General features: G+C 43.0%; 18 protein-coding genes. 15 read left to right on the top strand and 3 right to left on the bottom strand.

What is annotated here, in order from left to right; genetic code table 11:
- Window positions 1-74: 74 nt before the first annotated feature.
- Together C1G49_RS07550 and C1G49_RS07545 are read right to left on the bottom strand one after the other, a co-directional pair.
- Window positions 75-818: an amino acid ABC transporter ATP-binding protein gene (locus tag C1G49_RS07550; protein WP_105125204.1), complete on the bottom strand. Its 744-nt coding sequence runs from the start codon at window positions 816-818 to the stop codon at window positions 75-77.
- Complete coding sequence (locus C1G49_RS07545; protein WP_105125203.1) at window positions 811-2376, bottom strand: ABC transporter substrate-binding protein/permease; 1566 nt, start codon at window positions 2374-2376, stop codon at window positions 811-813. The genes C1G49_RS07550 and C1G49_RS07545 overlap by 8 nt, the downstream gene beginning before the upstream one ends.
- Window positions 2377-2502: 126 nt before the next feature.
- On the opposite strand from C1G49_RS07545, the gene C1G49_RS07540 reads away from it, so the two are divergent.
- From C1G49_RS07540 to sufB, 8 genes are all read left to right on the top strand, one after another.
- Complete coding sequence (locus tag C1G49_RS07540) at window positions 2503-3339, top strand: undecaprenyl-diphosphate phosphatase (RefSeq protein ID WP_105125202.1); 837 nt, start codon at window positions 2503-2505, stop codon at window positions 3337-3339.
- A gap of 125 nt (window positions 3340-3464) precedes the next feature.
- Complete coding sequence (gene mecA, locus C1G49_RS07535; protein WP_105125201.1) at window positions 3465-4190, top strand: adaptor protein MecA; 726 nt, start codon at window positions 3465-3467, stop codon at window positions 4188-4190.
- Window positions 4187-5374: a glycosyltransferase family 4 protein gene (locus C1G49_RS07530; protein WP_105125200.1), complete on the top strand. Its 1188-nt coding sequence runs from the start codon at window positions 4187-4189 to the stop codon at window positions 5372-5374. The genes mecA and C1G49_RS07530 overlap by 4 nt, the downstream gene beginning before the upstream one ends.
- Window positions 5375-5453: 79 nt before the next feature.
- Complete coding sequence (gene sufC / locus C1G49_RS07525; protein ID WP_024376584.1) at window positions 5454-6227, top strand: Fe-S cluster assembly ATPase SufC; 774 nt, start codon at window positions 5454-5456, stop codon at window positions 6225-6227.
- A 16-nt stretch (window positions 6228-6243) separates the two neighbouring features.
- Window positions 6244-7506, top strand: coding sequence for a Fe-S cluster assembly protein SufD (gene sufD / locus C1G49_RS07520; protein ID WP_105125199.1), 1263 nt, complete (start codon window positions 6244-6246; stop codon window positions 7504-7506).
- Between the two features lie 3 nt (window positions 7507-7509).
- The gene (locus C1G49_RS07515) at window positions 7510-8733 is read left to right on the top strand and encodes a cysteine desulfurase (RefSeq protein ID WP_105125198.1); all 1224 of its coding nucleotides are present in this window, start codon (window positions 7510-7512) and stop codon (window positions 8731-8733) included.
- The gene (gene sufU, locus C1G49_RS07510; RefSeq protein WP_053867467.1) at window positions 8720-9160 is read left to right on the top strand and encodes a Fe-S cluster assembly sulfur transfer protein SufU; all 441 of its coding nucleotides are present in this window, start codon (window positions 8720-8722) and stop codon (window positions 9158-9160) included. The genes C1G49_RS07515 and sufU overlap by 14 nt, the downstream gene beginning before the upstream one ends.
- A 349-nt stretch (window positions 9161-9509) precedes the next feature.
- On the top strand, window positions 9510-10925 hold the full coding sequence (gene sufB / locus C1G49_RS07505) for a Fe-S cluster assembly protein SufB (protein ID WP_002938151.1): 1416 nt from the start codon (window positions 9510-9512) through the stop codon (window positions 10923-10925).
- Between the two features lie 1074 nt (window positions 10926-11999).
- Here sufB and pbp3 read toward each other — a convergent pair.
- Window positions 12000-13241, bottom strand: coding sequence for a D-alanyl-D-alanine carboxypeptidase PBP3 (gene pbp3 / locus C1G49_RS07495; RefSeq protein ID WP_105125227.1), 1242 nt, complete (start codon window positions 13239-13241; stop codon window positions 12000-12002).
- Window positions 13242-13452: 211 nt separating this feature from the next.
- On the opposite strand from pbp3, the gene C1G49_RS07490 reads away from it, so the two are divergent.
- The 7 genes from C1G49_RS07490 to C1G49_RS07455 all read left to right on the top strand — a co-directional run bounded on the left by C1G49_RS07490 (window position 13453) and on the right by C1G49_RS07455 (window position 21596).
- Window positions 13453-15243 (top strand): oligopeptide ABC transporter substrate-binding protein, encoded by a 1791-nt coding sequence (locus tag C1G49_RS07490; RefSeq protein ID WP_105125196.1) that lies wholly within the window; start codon window positions 13453-13455, stop codon window positions 15241-15243.
- Window positions 15244-15621: 378 nt separating this feature from the next.
- Window positions 15622-16620, top strand: a complete 999-nt coding sequence (locus C1G49_RS07480) for an ABC transporter ATP-binding protein (RefSeq protein WP_105125195.1) — start codon at window positions 15622-15624, stop codon at window positions 16618-16620.
- Between the two features lie 3 nt (window positions 16621-16623).
- Window positions 16624-17565, top strand: a complete 942-nt coding sequence (locus C1G49_RS07475; protein WP_105125194.1) for an ATP-binding cassette domain-containing protein — start codon at window positions 16624-16626, stop codon at window positions 17563-17565.
- Between the two features lies 1 nt (window position 17566).
- The gene (gene opp4B / locus C1G49_RS07470; protein ID WP_105125193.1) at window positions 17567-18523 is read left to right on the top strand and encodes an oligopeptide ABC transporter permease; all 957 of its coding nucleotides are present in this window, start codon (window positions 17567-17569) and stop codon (window positions 18521-18523) included.
- 13 nt (window positions 18524-18536) lie between these two features.
- Window positions 18537-19439: an ABC transporter permease gene (locus C1G49_RS07465; protein ID WP_105118296.1), complete on the top strand. Its 903-nt coding sequence runs from the start codon at window positions 18537-18539 to the stop codon at window positions 19437-19439.
- Window positions 19440-19563: 124 nt separating this feature from the next.
- On the top strand, window positions 19564-19929 hold the full coding sequence (locus tag C1G49_RS07460) for an Asp23/Gls24 family envelope stress response protein (protein WP_002939192.1): 366 nt from the start codon (window positions 19564-19566) through the stop codon (window positions 19927-19929).
- A 2-nt stretch (window positions 19930-19931) separates the two neighbouring features.
- Window positions 19932-21596 carry a DAK2 domain-containing protein gene (locus tag C1G49_RS07455; RefSeq protein ID WP_105125192.1) on the top strand — a complete coding sequence of 555 codons (1665 nt, stop codon included), beginning with the start codon at window positions 19932-19934 and terminating at the stop codon, window positions 21594-21596.
- Window positions 21597-21693 lie beyond the last annotated feature (97 nt).

Genomic DNA, 21693 nt, shown 5'->3' with positions numbered 1-21693 from the left:
TAAGAGGGTCATCGAGCCCTCTTTTTTGACGTCAAAAAAACTTACCAGCAGGTGAATGCTGGTAAGTGAGGTGTTTATCCAAGGAAACGTTGCAGGAATTCGCGGGTTCTTTCTTCTTGCGGATTTTCAAAGATTTGTTGTGGAGTGCCTTCTTCAGCGATGACGCCCTTGTCCATAAAGATGACGCGGTCTGAAACATCGCGGGCAAATTCCATTTCGTGAGTAACAATCATCATGGTCAAACCTGACTTGGCCAAGTCTTGCATGGTCTTGAGCACCTCGCCTACCATTTCTGGATCTAGGGCAGAAGTTGGTTCATCAAAGAGAATAACTTCTGGGTCGACAGACAAGGCACGGGCAATAGCGACCCGCTGTTTTTGACCACCAGAGAGTTGGCTTGGTTTGGCTTGCCAGTATTGCTCGGTCATGCCGACCTTGTTGAGGTTTTCTTTGGCAATCTTTTCAGCCTCTGCTCTATCGCGTTTCAATACAGTAGTTTGTGCCACGATGGCATTTTCTAAGACATTGAGGTTGTTAAAAAGGTTAAAGGATTGGAAAACCATACCTAGTTTTTCTCGGTAGGTGGTCAAATCATAGCCCTTGGCCAAGACATCTTGACCATGGTAGAGGATTTGTCCTTCGGTTGGAGTTTCCAAAAGGTTGATCGAACGGAGGAAGGTGGATTTTCCAGAACCTGATGAACCGATGATGGAAATCACTTCCCCTTTTTCAACTGTCACAGAAATATCCTTTAGGACTTGGTTTTGTCCGTAGGATTTCTTTAGGTTTTTAATTTCAAGAATTACATTATTAGTCATGAGGCACCTCGATTTGCATTTGGTTGGCACCAGTTGTATAGGTGTCTGTGTCAAAGCGTTTTTCAACTGCTCGCAAGATGCGGGTCACAGTAAAGGTCAAGATAAAGTAAATGATGGCAATGACGGTAAAGGTTTGGAAGTACTGGTAGGTTTGTGTCGCCACGGTATTTCCTGAGAAGTATAATTCAACAACTGAGATTACGTTCAATACAGAAGTATCCTTGATGTTGATAACGAACTCATTACCAGTAGCTGGGAGGATATTGCGGATAACCTGTGGCAAAACAATCTTGCGCATGGTCTGGTTGTGGGTAAATCCAAGAGCCGTTGCGGCTTCAAATTGTCCCTTATCAACGGCGAAAATACCACCGCGGACAATCTCGCTCATGTAGGCACCGGTATTGATGGATACAATGAAGATAGCTGCAAGTGTGCGGTCAAGATTGAGTCCGAAGGCTTGGGCAGTACCGTAGTAGATAACCATGGATTGTACAATCATTGGTGTGCCACGGAACACTTCGATATAGATATTGATGAACCAACCGAGAACTTTTTGACCAATAGCAAGAGCCTTGTTGGCAGCTTTTGGAGCAGTACGGAAGACACCGATTAGAAGACCGATAAGGGTACCGATGACAGTTCCTAAGATAGAAATCAGCAAGGTCATTCCAGTGCCACGAAGTAATTGTTGCCAGTTGTTGACGATGATGTTCCACACTTGGGCAAAGAAACTTGGTGTTTCCTCTTCGCTTGCCTCTTCGACAGGCTGGTTTTCAATCATATTGTCCATAAGAGCGATTTGCTCTTCTTCAGAAAGAGTCGCCAAGACTTGATTGACTTGGGTGATACGGCTGTCGTCCTTACGCATACCGACTGCAATGGTCACATCTTCAGCGTTGGTTTCAAAACTATCTGTTAATTCCACCATTTTGAAGACCTTGTTGGCAGCTTCGGCTGTTCGGCCTTCGGGACGCTCAGAAACGTAGGCATCGATAATACCAGATTCTAAAGCTTGGCGGGTTTGAGAGAAGTCTCCCATGGCCGTTTGTTTGTCAGCACCTTGGATTTGGTCGATTAAGTCGTAGAGGTAGACCCCTTGTTGGGCAGTAATCTTCGCGCCGGAAAATTCAGCTAGGCTACTTGCATTGGCGTACTCACTATCTGAACGAACTACAAGGGTCGGAATAGAAGTGTAGTAGCTATCTGAGAATGCGATTTCTTTCTTACGCTCTTCGGTCGGGCTCATACCAGCGATAATCATGTCAATCTTGCCAGAAGTAAGAGCTGGAACAAGACCTTCCCACTTGGTTTTAACTACTAAGAGCTCCTTGTCCAAGGACTCGGCAATTTTTTTAGCGATTTGAACATCGTAACCATTAGCGTACTGGTTGGTTCCTTCGATCGGAACAGCTCCGTTACTGTTGTCCTCTTGAGTCCAGTTAAAAGGGGCATAAGCAGCCTCCATACCGACTCGGAGGTATTCATCTGCTTTTACGCCTGTTGCCATAGAAAAAATAGCAACCAGTGTCAGCAGAAAGATACTAAATTTATGTTTCATGATTTCTCCTTATTAAATGGTATTACACCATTTTATTAAAAATTCTGACAAATTTCAATATCCTTGTACTATGAAAGGAACTTTTTTTATGATATAATAAAAAGACTTACAATAAAGGAGTGTAATATGTTACTCGAATTACTAAAAGCCATCTTTTTAGGGATTATCGAAGGTGTGACCGAGTGGTTGCCAGTGTCATCTACAGGGCATTTGATCTTGGTTCAAGAATTTATGAAACTCAACCAAAGTGCTAGCTTTGTAGAGATGTTCAATATTGTCATCCAGTTGGGAGCCATCCTTGCGGTTATGACCATCTACTTCAAAAAGTTAAATCCTTTCCAGCCGGGTAAGACCAAGCGTGAGATACGGTTGACCTGGCAATTGTGGGCAAAGGTTGTCATAGCCTGCATTCCCTCTATTCTAATAGCTGTCCCTTTAGATAGTTGGTTTGAAGCACACTTTAACTTTATGGTGCCTATTGCCATTGCTTTGATTGTCTACGGTATTGCATTTATCTGGATTGAGAAACGCAATAAGGATGTAGAGCCGCAGGTGACAGACTTGGCGAAAATGTCTTATAAGACAGCCCTACTAATCGGTTGCTTTCAGGTCTTGAGTATTGTACCAGGGACCAGCCGTTCAGGTGCGACTATTCTGGGTGCGATTATTCTGGGGACCAGTCGAACAGTTGCTGCTGACTTTACCTTTTTCCTTGGAATCCCGACCATGTTTGGTTATAGTGGTCTAAAGGCGGTCAAGTATTTCTTGGATGGAAACAGTTTAAACCTGGAGCAAGGTCTCATTCTCTTGGTTGCCAGTCTGACAGCCTATCTTGTTTCCTTGGTGGTGATTCGCTTCTTGACGGACTTTGTTAAGAAAAATGATTTCACCGTATTTGGCTACTATCGCATTATCTTGGGAGCGATTCTGCTAGTCTATTCCTTTATCACATTTTTATTTTAAGAGCAGGGGGACCTGCTTTTCTTTTGTCTTTCAAGCGGTCATTTAGTATAATGGAAAGAGATATGTATGAGAATTGAAAATGAATGGTAAATTTTTCGAGAGCTGTTCATGAATAAGAGGTAAGTATGAAAGTAAAACAAATTAGTGATTCAACCTTGAAAATCACTATTCAAATGGATGATTTGGAAGAGAGAGGGATGGAATTGGCAGATTTTCTTATTCCTCAAGAAAAGACAGAAGAATTTTTCTATACAGTTTTAGACGAGTTGGAGTTGCCTTTAACTTTCCGCGAAAGTGGCATGCTCAGTTTTCGTGTCACTCCTAAACCAGATAGGGTGGATATTTTTGTGACCAAGTCGGACTTGGATCAGAATTTGAATTTTGACGAGTTCGCAGATTTGTCTGATTTAGGGGATGTTTCAAGCATGAGTCCAGATGAGTTTTTTAAGAGCTTGGAGCAGACAGTTAGAGAACATAGTAATAAGGATATGGCCGCTGTTCGTCACTTAGAGGAAGTCGAAAAAGCTGAGGAAGAAGCTGAGGAGCAGGAAACAGAGGGCTATATCTACTACATCCTTGATTTTCCTAATATGGATGAGTTGATGACTTTTGTAGGAACGGTAGATTATCCTATTGAAGAATCAGAGCTCTATAAGATGGACGGACATTATTATATGACTGTCTTGATCAACGTTGAGGAACGTTCCAAACGCTATCCAGACTACCTTTTGTCACGGATGTTAGAATTTGCCAACGATACCAAATTGACCAGACCAGTCTTACAGGAACATGGAGTGACTATTTTGCCAATGGCTGCACTTGAGGAACTTAGAAAGGTATCCTTGGCATGATTCCTTTCGCTTTAAAATATATTATGGTCATTATTTCGACCATTGTTGTAGCTGCAGTTGTTACGCCCTTGGTCAGGTTCCTCTCCTTTCGAGTAGGTGCAGTCGACAATCCCAACGCCCGTAGGATCAATAAGGTGCCTATGCCATCGGCCGGTGGCTTGGCTATTTTTATAGCATTCGCTTTGGCAAGTCTGGTATTTTTGCCTAGAATTGTTACCCATGTCAACTACCATGGAACGTATCTACACTACGTCCTACCCTTGATTTTGTCTTCGCTTATCATTATTATTACAGGTTATATTGATGATGTGAAGGAGTTGGGTCCAGCTCCAAAGATGTTTGGAATTGTTCTTGCAGCAACCCTGATCTGGTTTTTTACGGAATTCCACTTTGATAGCTTCAAGATCCCATTCGGTGGGCCCTTGCTCATTTTTCCAAGCTGGCTATCCTTCTTTTTAACTGTCTTGTGGATTGTGGCAATTACTAATGCCGTTAATTTGATCGATGGTCTGGATGGTTTGGTGTCAGGGGTGTCTATCATTTCCTTGACGACCATGGGAATTGTTTCCTACTTTTTCTTACATGATAGCAATATCTTTTTGACCCTGACTATTTTTATTTTAGTGGCCGCTATTATAGGCTTTCTACCTTATAATTATAATCCAGCTATTATTTATCTAGGTGATACCGGAGCTCTCTTTATTGGTTTCATGATTGGAGTTTTGTCACTCCAAGGATTGAAAAATTCTACAGCTGTTGCGGTAGTTACCCCCATGATTATATTGGGGGTTCCAATTACAGATACGGTTGTAGCCATCATCCGTCGAAAATTGTCTGGAAAAAAAATTTCAGAGGCGGATAAGATGCATTTACACCATCGTTTGCTATCTCTAGGCTTGACCCATCGTGGTACAGTTTTAGTTATCTATGCCATTTCCTTCCTATTTTCTTTAACCTCGCTCTTGCTCAATGTTTCCAGTCGTCTAGGTGGTGTTCTCTTGGTTCTAACCATGGGACTGGGTGTAGAGGTCTTATGTGAGTTGATAGGTATTTTTGGTGAAAATCGCATGCCCCTGCTCAATCTCCTTCGTTTCATTGGAAATAGCAGTTATCGTCAGGAACGCATAGCGGATTGTAAGGAAAAGCGCTGTCTTCGTAAGCAGCAAGCCAAGAAAAGAAAATAAGAATCTTTCTAAACAAGAAGAGAGCCCTTAGGCTCTTTTTTTGATATAATGAGAAAGATAATAAATAAAGGAGTATACGATGTCAGTATTAGAAATCAAAGACCTTCATGTTGAAATCGAAGGTAAGGAAATCCTCAAAGGTGTCAATTTGACCCTCAAAACAGGTGAAATTGCAGCCATCATGGGACCAAACGGAACAGGCAAGTCCACCCTTTCCGCAGCTATCATGGGTAATCCAAGCTACGAAGTAACACAAGGGGAAGTTCTCTTTGACGGTGTTAATATTTTGGAGTTGGAAGTGGACGAGCGTGCTCGTATGGGACTTTTCTTGGCTATGCAATACCCGTCAGAAATTCCAGGGATTACTAATGCGGAATTTCTTCGTGCCGCAATGAACGCTGGCAAGGAAGATGAAGACAAGATTTCTGTCCGCGATTTCATTACCAAGTTGGATGAAAAGATGGAACTCCTCAACATGAAAGAGGAAATGGCAGAGCGTTACCTCAACGAAGGCTTCTCAGGTGGTGAGAAAAAACGCAATGAAATTCTCCAGTTGCTCATGTTAGAGCCAACTTTCGCTCTTCTTGACGAGATTGACTCAGGTTTGGATATTGATGCCCTTAAAGTTGTATCAAAAGGTATCAATGCTATGCGTGGTGAAGGTTTTGGTGCCATGATTATCACCCACTACCAACGCTTGCTCAACTACATCACTCCTGATGTTGTCCATGTCATGATGGAAGGCCGTGTCGTGCTTTCAGGCGGACCAGAATTGGCACAACGCTTGGAAAAAGAAGGTTATGTCCAAGTCGCAGCTGAGCTTGGCATCGACTACAAAGAAGATGACATTTAAGTCTTTGGAGGACCCTATGACCAAAGATAAAATTCAAGAATTTTCAGCCTTGCAGGCAGAACCAACTTGGTTGACAGACCTGCGTCTTAAGGCTTTTGACAAAATAGCAGAGCTGGACTTGCCGGTTATCGAGCGGGTCAAATTTCACCGTTGGAATCTGGGTGACGGAAGCCTAGCCACAAATGATGAAATCGGGGCTGTTCCAGATTTCACAGCTATCGGTGACAATCCCATGCTGGTTCAAGTTGGCAGCCAAACGGTTCTAGAACAGTTGCCGGTTGACCTTGTAGAGAAAGGTGTAGTCTTTACTGACTTCGCATCGGCTATGGATGTCATTCCAGATGTGCTTGAAAAATACCTTGGTACTGCCGTAGCCTACGATGAGCACAAATTAGCGGCTTACAACACAGCCTATTTTAACGCAACAGCTGTCCTCTACGTACCAGATAATGTTGAAATCGACCAGCCAGTTGAGGCCCTTTTCTACCAAGACAGCACTAGTCCAGTTGCCTTTAACAAGCGTGTTCTCATCATCGCTGGGAAAAATACTAAATTTAATTACCTGGAACGTTTTGAAAGTCTAGGTAATGGAGCAGTAGCGACTTCAGCCAATATTGTTGTGGAAGTGATTGCTCTTGCAGGCAGCCAAATTAAGTTTGCGGCCATTGACCGCCTTGGTAAGCACCTGGATACCTACCTCAACCGCCGTGGCTATCTCGGAAACGATGCAACGATTGACTGGGCGATTGGTCTGCTCAATGAAGGAAATGTAGTTGCCGATTTGGACAGCGAATTGAAAGGAAACGGCAGTCATGCCAACCTCAAAGTAGTCGGCCTTTCATCTGGTCGTCAGGTACAAGGTGTCGACACCCGCGTGACCAACTACGGTCATAATTCGGTCGGTCACATCCTGCAACATGGGGTTATCTTAGAAAGCGGAACCTTGACCTTCAATGGTATCGGACACATTGTTCGTGGTGCCAAAGGCGCGGATGCTCAGCAGGAAAGCCGTGTTCTTATGTTGTCTGATAAAGCTCGCTCCGATGCCAACCCAATTCTCCTTATCGATGAGAATGAGGTCACAGCTGGACACGCAGCCTCAATCGGTCAGGTTGACCCAGAAGATATGTACTACCTCATGAGTCGTGGTCTGGACCGAGCAACTGCTGAACGCTTGGTTGTTCGCGGTTTCCTTGGCGCAGTCATTACCGAAATTCCTGTCAAGGAAGTTCGTGACCAACTGATTGCCGTAATTGAAGAAAAACTAACAAAGAGATAAGATATGGATTTGGAACGCATTCGCAAGGATTTTTCAATCCTAGACCAAGTTGTTAACGATGAGCCGCTGGTCTATTTGGACAATGCGGCCACCACTCAAAAACCGCAGCAGGTACTGGATGTGTTGGCAGACTATTACCAGAAAGACAATGCCAATGTCCATCGTGGCGTTCATACCCTGTCGGAACGGGCAACGGCTCGCTATGAAGCGGCTCGGCAGAAGGTGGCAGATTTTATCCAGGCCAAGTCTAGTAAGGAAATTCTCTTTACCAGAGGAACGACCACCGGTCTTAACTGGGTGGCTCAGTTTGCAAAGGAAATTCTCCAGCCAGACCAGGAAGTTATCATCTCGGTTCAAGAGCACCACTCCAATATCATCCCTTGGCAGCAAGCCTGTCAGCAAACAGGTGCTAAGCTCCGCTATGTGACCCTAAAAGACGGCGAGCTGGACATGGACCACCTGCGGTCACTACTATCTTCTAAGACCCAGTTCGTCTCCCTAGCACACGTATCCAATGTTTTAGGCAGCGTGGCTCCTATTGGGGAAATAGCAGAGCTGGTGCATCAAGTCGGTGCCTACTTGGTGGTGGACGGAGCCCAGTCCGTTCCCCACATGACTGTCAACGTGCAAGAATTAGACGTGGACTTCTATGCCTTTTCAGGTCATAAGATGTTAGGTCCAACAGGAATTGGTGTTCTCTACGGCAAGGAAGAATTGCTCAATCTCATGTCGCCTGTTGAATTCGGTGGCGAGATGATTGACTTTGTCTATGAGCAGTCAGCCACTTGGAAGGAATTGCCTTGGAAGTTTGAAGCAGGAACGCCTAATATTGCAGGTGCCATTGGGCTGGGAGCGGCCATTGATTATCTGACCGAAATTGGTATGGACGCTATCCAGGCCCACGAGGCGGAACTGGTTGACTATGTCTTTCCAAAATTGCAGGCTATTCTAGGCTTGACCATTTATGGCAGTCAGGACCTGTCCAAGCGGACGGGGGTTATCGCCTTTAACTTGGACGACTTGCATCCACATGACGTGGCAACTGCTCTGGACTATGAAGGGGTTGCTGTGCGGGCCGGTCACCATTGTGCTCAACCACTTCTCAGATATTTGCAGGTGCCTGCTACTGTACGAGCAAGTTTTTACATCTACAATACCAAGGCTGACTGTGATAAGTTGGTTGAAGCAATCATCAAGACAAAGGAGTTTTTCAATGGCCCTATCTAGATTAGATTCTCTTTATATGGCAGTTGTGTCTGAACACTCCAAGTCGCCTCGTCACCGCGGGAGCTTGGACGGAGTGGAAAAGTTAGAACTCCACAACCCAACCTGCGGCGATGTGATTGAACTGTCAGTCAAGATTGAAAAAGATGTGATTACCGACATTGCTTTTGACGGAGTTGGGTGCACCATTTCAACCGCATCGGCTTCTATGATGACCGAGGCAGTCCTTGGTAAAGAAATCAGTCAGATTCAAGAACTGGCAGAAATCTTCTCACAAATGGTCCAAGGACAAGAAGATGCACGCCAGAAGGAACTGGGAGACGCCTCCCTCCTCGCAGGCGTTGCCAAATTCCCCCAACGCATCAAATGTGCCACACTACCATGGAATGCCCTGAAAAAAGCACTAGAACGTAGTGACAGTGCTGAATGAAGGGGGACTGCGATATGAGCGATTTTGGTCGATAATACCAAAATCAGCGAGTTAGTAAGCCACTTAGCAAGGTTGATTAGAACCTTGCGTTACTTGGTTAGGGACTTTAGTCCCAACCAAGTTTAGTGTCTTGAAGAAAGCACTGGAACGCAGTGACAGTGCTGACTGAAAACCAATAAAATAACAAAAACGAAAATCATACAGAAAGGATTGTTCAGTTTCTGATTGGAATTGAAATTGAACTCGCCCTAAAAGCTGTTGAAAAAAGATAAATCTCCTTGTGTGTTTGCACACGAAATCAATTCTCTATTTTTCATTTGCTTTCTTAAGGGGCTTAGTATCTTATATTATGTCAGAAGAAAGAATTGAACCAACCCCGATTGATCTTGGGGAATACAAATTTGGATTCCATGATGAAAACGTGGAACTGGTGGCTTCGACTGGTAAGGGGTTGAACGAAGAAGTTATTCGTGAAATGTCCCGTATCAAAGGCGAGCCTGAATGGATGTTGGAATTCCGTTTGAAATCCTACGAAACCTTCAAGAAAATGCCGATGCAGACTTGGGGAGCCGACTTGTCTGAACTGGATTTTGATGATATTGTTTACTATCAAAAACCGTCGGATAAGCCAGCACGTAGCTGGGATGATGTACCGGACAAAATTAAGGAAACCTTTGAACGCATCGGTATTCCAGAAGCTGAGCGTGCTTACCTGGCAGGAGCTTCTGCCCAGTACGAATCAGAAGTGGTCTACCACAACATGAAGGAAGAGTACGATAAGCACGGTATTATCTTTACAGATACCGACACGGCTCTCAAGGAACATCCAGAACTCTTCAAAAAATACTTTGGAAAACTCGTTCCGCCGTCAGACAATAAACTGGCTGCCCTCAACTCAGCGGTTTGGTCAGGTGGGACCTTCATCTATGTACCAAAAGGTGTTAAGCTGGATATTCCACTCCAAACCTATTTCCGTATCAACAACGAAGGAACAGGTCAGTTTGAACGCACCCTCATCATCGTGGATGAAGGAGCAAGTGTTCACTATGTAGAAGGCTGTACCGCTCCGACTTACTCAACAGCCAGCCTCCACGCAGCTATTGTGGAAATCATTGCCCACGAAGGTGCCTACATGCGTTACACGACTATTCAAAACTGGTCAGACAACGTTTATAACCTGGTAACCAAGCGTGCTCGTGCGGAGAAAAATGCCACTGTCGAGTGGATTGACGGAAACCTTGGTGCTAAGACGACTATGAAATACCCGGCGGTTTACCTAGAAGGCGAAGGAGCTCGTGGAACTATGTTGTCCATTGCTTTTGCCAACAAGGGTCAGGTACAGGATACCGGTGCTAAGATGATCCACAATGCACCACGGACCTCATCGTCTATCGTATCCAAATCCATTGCCCGTGGCGGTGGAGAAGTCAACTACCGTGGCCAAGTGACTTTTGCTAAAAACTCAGCCAAGTCAATCAGCCACATTGAGTGTGACACCATTATCATGGATGATATTTCCAAATCAGATACCATCCCATTCAATGAAATCCACAACTCACAAGTGGCATTGGAACACGAAGCCAAAGTATCAAAAATCTCAGAAGAACAGCTCTATTACCTCATGAGCCGTGGCCTATCCGAATCCGAAGCCACAGAGATGATTGTCATGGGCTTTGTCGAACCATTCACCAAAGAACTCCCAATGGAATATGCAGTCGAACTCAACAGACTGATTGCCTATGAAATGGAGGGGTCGGTTGGTTAGATTTTTGGCAATTTAGCAAACATGAGTTTGCTAAAAGCCCAAAAATCTCCAACCGACGTTGGAAATAGTGAGCGATGGAAATCGCTCTTCTTTGTAATTTTAATAACCTTATCACAATTCCGTGCCTTCCACGCTCGTCGTTTTCTGTAAGAAAACGATATGTAATAAGGAGTTCCGTAGGAACTCTCTCCAACTTACTATCCAACCGACGTTGGAAATCGCTCTTCTTTGTAATTTTAATAACCTTATCACAATTCCGTGCCTTCCACGCTCGTCATTTTCTGCAAGAAAATGATATGTAGTAAGGAGTTCCGTAGGAACTCTCTCCAACTTACTATCCAACCGAGGTGGGAGATAGGGAGTAGCGAATGCTACTCTACATTAAAATACCAACGCTCGTTGGAAATAGGGAGCGACGGGAGTCGCTCCTCTTTGTAATTCAGACAAAAACAGCCTTAAAGCTGTTCAAGCCCGTCAAACTCCCCACTGAAGTTGGATATAAGGAGCGATGGAAATCGCTCTTTTCTATAAATAACATAGTCTGGGAGACTAGATTATCCTACTGACGTCGCTTCCTTACAGGAAGCGATATGTAATAAGGAGTTCCGCAGGAACTCCCTCCAACTCAATCTCCAACCGACGTTGGAAATAGTGAGCGACGGCAGTCGCTCTTCTTTGTAATTTTAATAACCTTATCACAATTCCGTGCCTTCCACGCTCGTCGTTTTCTGTAAGAAAACGATATGTAGCTAGGAGTTCCGCAGGAACTCTCACCAACCGAGGTTGGAGATAAGGAGCGACGGCAGTCGCTCTTCTTTGTAATCTTATAAAAATCCTATTCCTTCCACGCTCGTCGTTTTCTGTAAGAAAACGATATGTAGTGAGGAGTTCCGCAGGAGCTCTCACCAACCGAGGTTGGAGATGAGGAGCGATGGCAGTCGCTCTACTATGTAAATTTAGCAAACTAGTCTGGGAGATTAGATTACCTCACTGATGTTGCTCCCTGCAGGAACTCTACAAGCCTATAACATAAAAATACTATGCCGAGTGCTTATCTGGCATAGTATTTTTGTATTATAATTTCTCGTTCACATATCGAACGAAGTTATTCCACCAGGAAACTGGCCAAGGAGCTTTTTTCATATCATTTGGGAGGACCATTTCCACACTGGCTTGCTCTCCAATATAACCTTTTCCAATCAAGTCTTGGTCTTTTAATTGTAGTTTTCCAACAACGCTACCAGCAGTCAAGGGTGCGTCGATTTCATTTGTAGTTGGAATAAAGGTTGCAGTAGCAGCTGTTTCCGCCTGGTTGCGCTGAACGATGTATAGGTCTGCAGCAGCAACGACGGGACTGGTTTCCTTTTCTCCGTTAAAGACCTTAATTTTACTATTGTTGTAGGTTTTTCCTTTTTCGGCAATTGCAACCCGTGAAAAATTGGCATAGACATAGTTCATCAAATCATTGGTTGCAACAAAACGATTATCAGGCATAGCCAAACCGTCCGTGGCATTGAGGACTACTGTAATGATACGCATACCAGCTTGTTGGGTTGTGGCCAAGAAACCTGAACCAGCAGAGTTTGAGGTCCCTGTTTTCAACCCATCCACTCCCCCACGAGCATGGGTTCCGTCACTCAGCATTTGGTTGGTGCTATAGTAGGTATAGCCACCAAAGTCATAGGCGTTGAGTGAGGTAATCTCTAGGACTTGCGGATAGTCAAGAATGAGCCGACGTGCAATAGTAGCCATATCGAGTGCTGAAAAGTGATTGGCATCTTCAGGACTGGAACCAGGATAGATATTACCTCCTAAATCAGCATTATCCAATCCAGAAACGTTAACGATTTTAGCATCTGTAATGCCCCATTCCTGAACTTTTGCCTTCATTCGATCTACAAAAGCGGCTTCGCTACCCGCTATTTTTTCAGCCAGAGCAATGATGGCGCTGTTGGATGAAGTGATGAGAGAGGCATTCAATAGATCACGGACAGAATAAGTGCGCTCATCCAAATTGACGTTACTGAGTTCGATATTGGCAGTCAAGCTATAGGAGTAGTCTGAAATGTCCACCATGGTATCCAAGTTGATTTCGCCTTTTTCCAAGGCTTCGTAGACCATGTAGACACTTAAGAGCTTACTGATGGAGGCGACACTGGCTTTGGTTTCAGCATCTTGTTGAAAAAGGATTTTTCCTGAATCAACCTCAATCGCGATAGCATGTTTAGCTGCTACCGAGAAATCGTCCGCTAGGACAGCGGGGTCTCCGATAAGAAAACTAAAGGTTGCCAATAATAGAAGTATTAACTTACGCATAAACATTCCTTTGTCTGTCATTTCTTCCATTATATCACATGGTTTGTAAGAAAAATAAGGAAAAAACGTGAAAAATAATAGAAAATAACGAAAATTTATGTTTTTACAAAATTTTCTGACAAAAAGACTTTATTTAAGAAAAAATTATGATATAATGAATTTTATAAGACATACAATTATGTGTCAAACAAAAAGAAAACAGAGGTGTTTTATGAAAAAGACAACAAAACTCTTTGCACTTGCAGGTGTGACTCTTCTTTCTGCATCTGTACTTGCTGCTTGTGGTTCTAAATCATCAAGCTCAACAGAACAAAACTTGTCATTCCCGTCAGAAGTGAAACAAGACGGAACTGCTGTGGCTGATGCACAGTTGAAATACGCTTGGGTGTCGCCAACAACCTCATCAGGTCTTTTGATTGATGAATTGACTGAGAATAACACAGACTCAACTTTTGGTGGAATGGTCGATATCTCAATGTTCGGTTATGATGGAAATCGTAAATTGGACGATTCAGGTCTTGCTAAGGCTGAATTTGATATCGAAAACAAAAAAATCACTGTTAGCTTGACAGGCAAAGACTACAAGTGGTCTGATGGTCAGCCATTCACAATCAATGATTACATCTTCACAATCAAGTCATTGGCAAGCAAAGACTATACAGGTGTGCGTTTTGATGATAAATTCTTGAACATCGTTGGTATGGAAGAATTTGTGGCTGGAACAGCATCTGATATTTCTGGTATCAAGAAAGTTGACGACTACACAGTAGAATTGACTGTGAAAGAAATGTCACCTTCTATGATGTATGCTGGTGGTGATGTACCTGCCTATATCCAGCCAGAACACATCTATAAAGATATTCCTGTGGCTGATTGGGAAAAGAGCGAGTACTCACGTACTGCTAAACTTGTAGGTATGGGTCCATGGAAGATTAAAGAAATCGTTAACGGTGAGTCTATCACTTACGTTCCAAACGAACACTTCTTCAAGGGAACAACTCCAAAAACAAGCTCATTGAAGATCGATATCGTATCACCTGATACAATCGTTTCTGAGATGAAGGCTGGTAACTACGATATCGCTGAAATGCCAGTTGACCAATTGGATTCATACAAAGACTTGTCTAACTTGAACATCGTTGGTTCACTTAACTCAGCTTACGAATATATTTCATTCAACCTTGGTAAATTTGATGAAGCAGCGGGCAAAAACGTTATGGACGAAAACGCTAAGATGAACGATGTGAAACTTCGTCAAGCGATTGCCTATGCAATTGATACCAAGACAGCTGGTGAGAAATTGTACAACGGTTTGTACCACCCAGCAAAATCATTGATTATCTCATTCTTTGGCGATCTTCATGATTCTGAATTAGCAGGTTATACCTACGATCCAGAAAAAGCTAAAAAACTCTTGGATGAAGCTGGCTACAAAGATACAAACGGCGACGGTATCCGTGAAGGCAAAGACGGTAAAGAATTCAAGATCACTTTCGCAGCTCGTAAACGTACAGAAGCTAACGAAGCCCTCGTACAACAATACATTGCTTGGTGGAAAGAAGTTGGCTTGAATGTTGAATTGTACACTGGTCGTACTGTTGAAGTAAATACATTCTACGATGCGATTCAAGCAAATGATCCTGCTATCGATATGTATGCTGGTGGATGGTCAACAGGTTTCGATCCAAACCCTAACGGACTTTGGGGAGAAGTTGCTCCATTCAACATGTCACGTTTCGTATCTGAAGAAAACACTAAATTGTTGGATGCAATCGGCTCAGTTGAATCATTTGATGAGAAGAAAAACCTTGAAAGCTACAAGGCATGGCAAAAATATGCTGCTGAACAAGCATTTGCGATCCCAACATTTGAATCTGAAGAAATCACAGCACTTAACAAGCGCGTGAAGAACTACGATTCTAACTACGGTTCAGCTTCAGGAAAAGGTATTGCACTTGAAAATATCGAATTGACAGCTGACAAAGGTGTAGCAGCAGAATAATTTGTAGTAGATAACAATAGAATCTGAAAAAGAGGCTGGGCAGAAAGTCCAGCCTCGCTTTTCAGAGTTCGTGTCAACATCTCAGCGCAGTGGTTGATTGGCAGATTTGTTCGTGTTTCACGCTCCAAATCTGCTCTAATCAATTGTGCGGGGGTGGGAAGACGAACTCTTTTTATACTAGTCGAGTTCTTTCCCACTCCCTTTTTTCAGATGGCTATTGGAATTTTCAGATAATTATGGTATAGTAGAACCAGTACACAAAAAAGAGTGATTTGCTTTTTAATATATGAATTGGTTAATCAAAGACTGGATGATGTTGATATTATAGAGTTCGAAATGATTGAGCTTGATTAGCCGATAGACAAAGGAGGACGAAGCGTGGCTACTGAAAAACCGCTTTTAGATATTAAAGATTTACACGTCGGATTCCGTATTGCTGATGATTATTTTGATGCTGTTGATGGCGTTGATATTTCATTGCAGAAGAATGAGATTCTTGCAATCGTTGGAGAATCAGGATGTGGTAAATCTACTTTGGCAACGACCATTATGGGCTTGCACAATCCATTAAACACAAAAATAACAGGAAGTATCCAGTACAACGACATGGAGTTGATCGGGATGGATGAAGCTAAGTACAATACAGTACGCGGAAATGATATTGGGATGATTTTCCAAGATCCCTTGGCTTCTTTGAATCCCTTGATGACCATCGGTGCGCAGATTGATGAGGCACTCCTCTATCATACTGATTTGGATACAGCGGCTCGTACAGAGCGTGTATTGGAACTCCTTGCCCAAGTTGGTATTCCAAATCCTAAGCGGACTTTTAAACAGTATCCACATGAATTGTCAGGTGGTATGCGTCAGCGTATCATTATTGCCATGGCTCTATCATGTAAACCTCCGATTATTATTGCAGATGAACCAACGACAGCCTTGGATGTGACCATCCAGGCCCAAATCTTGGATCTTTTGAACGACATTCAAGCAGAAACAGGTTCTGGTATTATTTTGATTACCCACGACTTGGGTGTAGTGGCAGAAACGGCTGATCGTGTAGCCGTTATGTATGGTGGTCAGTTTGTTGAGGTGGCTCCTGTTGAGGAACTCTTTACCAATCCAAAACATCCATATACACGTTCGCTCTTGAAGTCAAATCCGCAATCAGGTGGCGAAGGTGGGGATCTTCACGTTATCGAAGGTATCGTACCACCGATTACCAAAATGTTGCGTCAAGGTTGCCGTTTTGCACCACGTATTCCTTGGATTGAAGCAAGTGCTCACGAGGAAAATCCAGGTATGCATGAAGTAGGACCAAACCACTTTGTGCGTTGTACTTGTCACGAAACATTCTATTTTGAAGAGGAGGCCTAAATAGTGGGATTTATTGAAGTAAAAGATTTAAAAGTCCATTATCCAATTCGAAGTGGCTTCTTTAACCGTGTCACAGACCATGTTTATGCCGTGGATGGTGTCAATCTCGAGTTTGAAGAGGGAAAAACCTATGGTTTGGTAGGCGAGTCAGGTTCTGGTAAGTCAACAATTGGTAAGGCAATTATTGGTTTGGAGCGGGCTACATCTGGTCAAATCATCTATGAGGGTCAGGATGTGACCAACAAATCACGCAGTAAAAAAGGTAACTTTAATCGTGATGTCCAAATGATTTTCCAAGATTCGCTTTCTAGTTTCAACCCTAAAAAACGTATTTTAGACATTATTGCTGAGCCTATTCGTAACTTTGACCGTCTTTCTCCAGATGAGGAGAAGAAAAAAGTCCTTCAACTTTTGGATACCATCGGTCTGAACGAAGAAGCCTTGATCAAGTATCCACATGAATTTTCAGGTGGTCAGCGTCAACGTATCGGCGTTGCCCGTGCCCTAGCAAGTAATCCGCGTCTCATTATTGCCGATGAGCCTGTTTCTGCCTTGGACTTGTCTGTTCAAGCTCAGGTTTTGAACTATATGAAACGTATCCAAGATGAGTTTAAACTCAGCTACCTCTTTATTTCTCATGATCTTGGTGTTGTGCAACATATGTGTGACGAATTGTTTATCATGTACCGTGGTCGCTTCGTAGAAACGGGTAACAAGCAGGACATCTATAACAATCCACAGCATATCTATACCAAACGTCTTTTGTCAGCTATTCCATCGATTGATCCAGTTAATCGTTTGAAAAACAAGGAAAAACGCTTGGTTGCTGAAAAAGAGTATCAAGAAAAACAAGGTCAATACTATGATGAAAATGGTCGAGTTTACGATTTACAAACCTTCTCAGCAACTCATCAGGTAGCCCTTCCAAAAGGAGGTCAGAACTAAGATGTGGAAAACAGTTTTACGTCGTTTGCTCATGATGATTCCTCAAATTATCATTTTGAGTATTATCGCTTTCTTCGTGGCTAAGATGATGCCAGGGGATCCTTTTACGGGTATGATTGATCCCAATATCGATCCAGCCATTATCGAACAAAAACGGATTGCAGCAGGGTACTATGACCCAATTCATATTCAATACTTCCGCTGGGTTGGTAACCTCTTGCAGGGTGATTTTGGTCAGAGTTTCCTCTTTAAGCAACCAGTTTTGGATGTTATCATGCAACGCTTGAACAATACTATTTGGTTGTCGCTCTTGACCATGATTTTGACCTATGCTATCGCTCTTCCTTTGGGGATGATTGCTGGTCGCTACCAAAACTCTCTAGCTGATAAGGTGATTGGAGTATATAACTTCCTAACGTTTTCAACTCCAACATTTGTATTTGCTATTCTTATGTTGTGGTTGTTTGGTTTTACTTTAGGTTGGTTCCCAACACGTGGATCAGTTGGCGGAGATGTGGAAGGTTTGTCACTTATCTTTAGTCGTCTTCACCATATGATTTTGCCGGCGATTACCATGGCTATTCTATCAACAACAGTAACTATCCAATATCTTCGTACAGGTATTATTGATGCCAAGAGTCAGGACTATGTTCGTACAGCACGTGCCAAAGGTGTGCCTGAGCGTGTGGTATACAACCGTCACATCTTCCGTAACTCAATCTTGCCAATTGCATCATTCTTGGGGTATGAATTGACAGGTTTGATTGGTGGGTCTATCTTTATTGAAAATATCTTTACCTATCCTGGTATCGGTCAATTGTTCTTCAACTCGATTTCTAGCCGTGATTATAGTGTTATCTTAGCGCTCTTGTTAATTTTTGGTATGGGAACCTTGTTGGGAACCTTGATTTCAGATATTATCATGAGTATTGTAGATCCACGTATCCGTGTGAAATAGAAGGAGGAGTAAGGTGAGTAAAGAAAACAAAAAACAAGTACAATCAGCTTCAACTCCTCCAGGTGGTTTTCGCGTTATTGCGCGGGAGTTCTTGAAGGATAGATTAGCTTTAGCTTCCTTGGTCATTTTGGTGACAGTTCTTTTGACTGTTTTCATCGGTGCCCTGGTCTTGGATCAAGAGCAAGTGATGAAAGTCAATCTTTTGGGACGTTACTTGGAACCTGGAGTTGATGGTTATATCTTGGGAACGGATGAAGGTGGTAAAGATATCTTTGGTCAGTTGATTATTGGTGCTCGAAACTCCATTGTTATCGGTTTTACTATTACCATTATTACAAGTATTGTTGGTATCTCGGTCGGATTGATTTCAGGCTATTATGGAGGTCGTTTGGATGGTTTCTTGATGCGGATTGTAGACTTCATTATGATTCTACCTGTTACGATGCTCATTATCGTTTTCGTAACGGTTATCAAAAACTATACCATTTATCACTTTATCCTAATCATGAGTGCCTTCTATTGGACAGCTAAGGCCCGCCTTTTCCGTACAAGAACCTTGTCTGAGGCTAGCTTGGATTATGTCAATGCATCGAAAACACTTGGAACAAGTGACTTTATGATCATGTTCCGTGAGATTTTGCCTAACTTGAGTTCTTTGATTATTGTCAACTTGACCCTCAACTTTGCAGGAAATATTGGTATCGAAACATCATTGACTTATCTAGGCTTCGGTCTTCCGTCGACAGTTCCAAGTTTGGGTACCTTGATTTCAAATGCCCGTAATGCAGACATCTTGGAAAACAAGACTTGGATTTGGTTGCCAGCAGCTATCTTTATCCTTGTTATGATGCTTTGTATCAACTATGTCGGTCAAGCCTTCCAACGTGCTGCCGATGCAAAACAACGTTTGGGTTAACAAACATATAAGGGTTCCTTCGGGAACTCTTTTTCTCTTCCTTTCAGCTGTCACAAGCTTGTCTTTTACAGAATACAGAAAATGTGGTAAAATGGAGTGATAAAACTATTTGAGGTAAGGAATTATGACTGTAAAAATCAATACAAAAGACGGCCAGATTGAATTGACTGATGACGTGATTGCCACAGTTGTCGGTGGTGCTACGACTGAGATTTTCGGTGTTGTTGGTATGGCTAGTAAGTCTGCGATTAAGGATAATTTTCAGGCCCTTTTACGCAAGGAAAATTACTCCAAAGGTGTTGTTATTAAGACCTTGGAAGATGGTCGCATTGCAGTCGATGTTTACACTGTTATGAGTTACGGTGTGAAAATCAGTGAAGTATCTCGCAATATCCAAGAACGTGTGAAATTCAACTTGGAAAATCAATTGGGTATCTCTGTTGATGCCGTTAATGTTTTTATCCAAAATATTAAAGTCGTAGGAGAATAATTGTGTCTAAAATTACAACAAGTTTATTTCAAGAAATGGTGCAGGCAGCATCTACTCGTCTGAATAAACAAGCCGAATATGTAAACTCATTAAACGTCTTTCCTGTTCCAGATGGCGACACGGGAACCAACATGGGCATGACCATCACCAATGGTGCCAAAGAAGTGGCAGACAAGCCTGCAAATACGGTTGGTGAAGTCGCTCAAATCTTGTCAAAAGGTTTGCTTATGGGTGCTCGCGGAAACTCTGGTGTTATTACGTCGCAATTGTTCCGTGGCTTCGGTCAGTCTGTTAAAGGCAAGATTGAATTGGACGGTAAAGACTTGGCGCAGGCCTTCCAACACGGTGTAGAAGTGGCCTATAAGGCTGTAATGAAACCAGTTGAAGGAACTATCTTGACAGTTTCTCGTGGAGCTGCAACAGCGGCCCTAAAAAAAGCAGAAGAAACTGATGATGCGGTTGAAGTTATGCGTGCAACCCTTGAAGGTGCCAACCGTGCCCTCAAGAAAACTCCTGAAATGTTGCCAGTCTTGAAAGAGGTTGGGGTTGTCGATTCGGGTGGTCAAGGTCTGGTTTATATCTACGAAGGTTTCTTGTCAGCTTTGACTGGTGAATACATTGCTTCAGAGGATTTTGAAGCGACACCAGCTGTTATGACAGAAATGATCAATGCAGAGCATCACAAGTCTGTAGCCGGCCATGTAGCGACTGAAGACATCACCTTCGGTTACTGTACTGAGATCATGGTGGCCCTTCGCCAAGGACCTACTTACGTTAAAGACTTTGATTATGAAGAATTCCGTAACTACCTCAACGATCTTGGGGATTCTCTCCTAGTTGTCAACGATGATGAAATCGTTAAAGTCCATGTCCATACAGAAGATCCAGGTTTGGTTATGCAGGCAGGTCTTCAATATGGTAGCTTGGTCAAGGTAAAAGTGGACAACATGCGTGAACAACATGAAGCGCAAGTTGAAAAAGAAGAAGCTTTCCAAAAACCAGCTGAGCAAAAAGAATATGGTATTATTGCCGTTGCAGCTGGAGAAGGATTGACAGAGATCTTCAAATCACAAGGCGTTGATTATGTGATTTCAGGTGGTCAGACAATGAACCCATCAACAGAAGACTTTGTCAATGCTATTGAATTGGTCAATGCCCGCAATGTCATCTTGTTGCCAAACAACAAGAATATCTTGATGGCGGCTCAGACGGCTGCTGAGGTGGCAGAAGTGGCAGTTAAGGTTGTAGAAACCAAGACCCTACCACAAGGTTTTACTAGCTTGCTTGCCTTTGACCCAAGTCGTGATTTGGACAGCAACTTTGAGGCTATGACGGCATCTCTTACAGAGGTGAAAAGCGGTAGCGTGACAACTGCGGTCCGTGATACAACCATCGATGGTCTTGAAATCCATGAGAATGATAACCTTGGTATGGTTGATGGCAAGATTGTGGTGTCCAATCCAGAAATGATGGAAACACTTGTTGCTACCTTTGAGAAAATGCTGGATGAAGATAGTGAAATCGTAACGATCTATATCGGTGAAGATGGTGATGAAGAATTGGCACAGACACTTGCTGAACAGCTAGAAGAACAATTTGAAGATATCGAGGTTGAAATCCATCAAGGAAATCAACCGGTTTATCCATATCTTTTTAGCGTAGAATAAACAAAATCGCAGGCCTAGGCTTGCGATTTTTTCTGTAGATTTGTCTACAATTTCCAGTAGACCTATGACAAAGCCGAATGGCTATGGTATAATAACA

The sequence above is a fragment of the Streptococcus suis genome (genome assembly GCF_002960625.1).
Lineage (GTDB): Bacteria > Bacillota > Bacilli > Lactobacillales > Streptococcaceae > Streptococcus > Streptococcus suis_T.
The sequence above is the reverse complement of the archived record's forward strand: the minus strand, read 5'-3'. Positions and strand labels throughout refer to the sequence as shown.

Coding starts and splice junctions, on each gene's coding strand:
- C1G49_RS07490 (WP_105125196.1), top strand. CDS start 13,453: ATGAAAAAGACAACAAAACTCTTTGCACTTGCAGGTGTGACTCTTCTT.
- sufD (WP_105125199.1), top strand. CDS start 6,244: ATGACCAAAGATAAAATTCAAGAATTTTCAGCCTTGCAGGCAGAACCA.
- opp4B (WP_105125193.1), top strand. CDS start 17,567: ATGTGGAAAACAGTTTTACGTCGTTTGCTCATGATGATTCCTCAAATT.
- C1G49_RS07530 (WP_105125200.1), top strand. CDS start 4,187: ATGATTCCTTTCGCTTTAAAATATATTATGGTCATTATTTCGACCATT.
- C1G49_RS07540 (WP_105125202.1), top strand. CDS start 2,503: ATGTTACTCGAATTACTAAAAGCCATCTTTTTAGGGATTATCGAAGGT.
- C1G49_RS07550 (WP_105125204.1), bottom strand. CDS start 818: ATGACTAATAATGTAATTCTTGAAATTAAAAACCTAAAGAAATCCTAC.
- sufU (WP_053867467.1), top strand. CDS start 8,720: ATGGCCCTATCTAGATTAGATTCTCTTTATATGGCAGTTGTGTCTGAA.
- C1G49_RS07515 (WP_105125198.1), top strand. CDS start 7,510: ATGGATTTGGAACGCATTCGCAAGGATTTTTCAATCCTAGACCAAGTT.
- sufC (WP_024376584.1), top strand. CDS start 5,454: ATGTCAGTATTAGAAATCAAAGACCTTCATGTTGAAATCGAAGGTAAG.
- sufB (WP_002938151.1), top strand. CDS start 9,510: ATGTCAGAAGAAAGAATTGAACCAACCCCGATTGATCTTGGGGAATAC.
- pbp3 (WP_105125227.1), bottom strand. CDS start 13,241: ATGCGTAAGTTAATACTTCTATTATTGGCAACCTTTAGTTTTCTTATC.
- C1G49_RS07545 (WP_105125203.1), bottom strand. CDS start 2,376: ATGAAACATAAATTTAGTATCTTTCTGCTGACACTGGTTGCTATTTTT.
- C1G49_RS07460 (WP_002939192.1), top strand. CDS start 19,564: ATGACTGTAAAAATCAATACAAAAGACGGCCAGATTGAATTGACTGAT.
- mecA (WP_105125201.1), top strand. CDS start 3,465: ATGAAAGTAAAACAAATTAGTGATTCAACCTTGAAAATCACTATTCAA.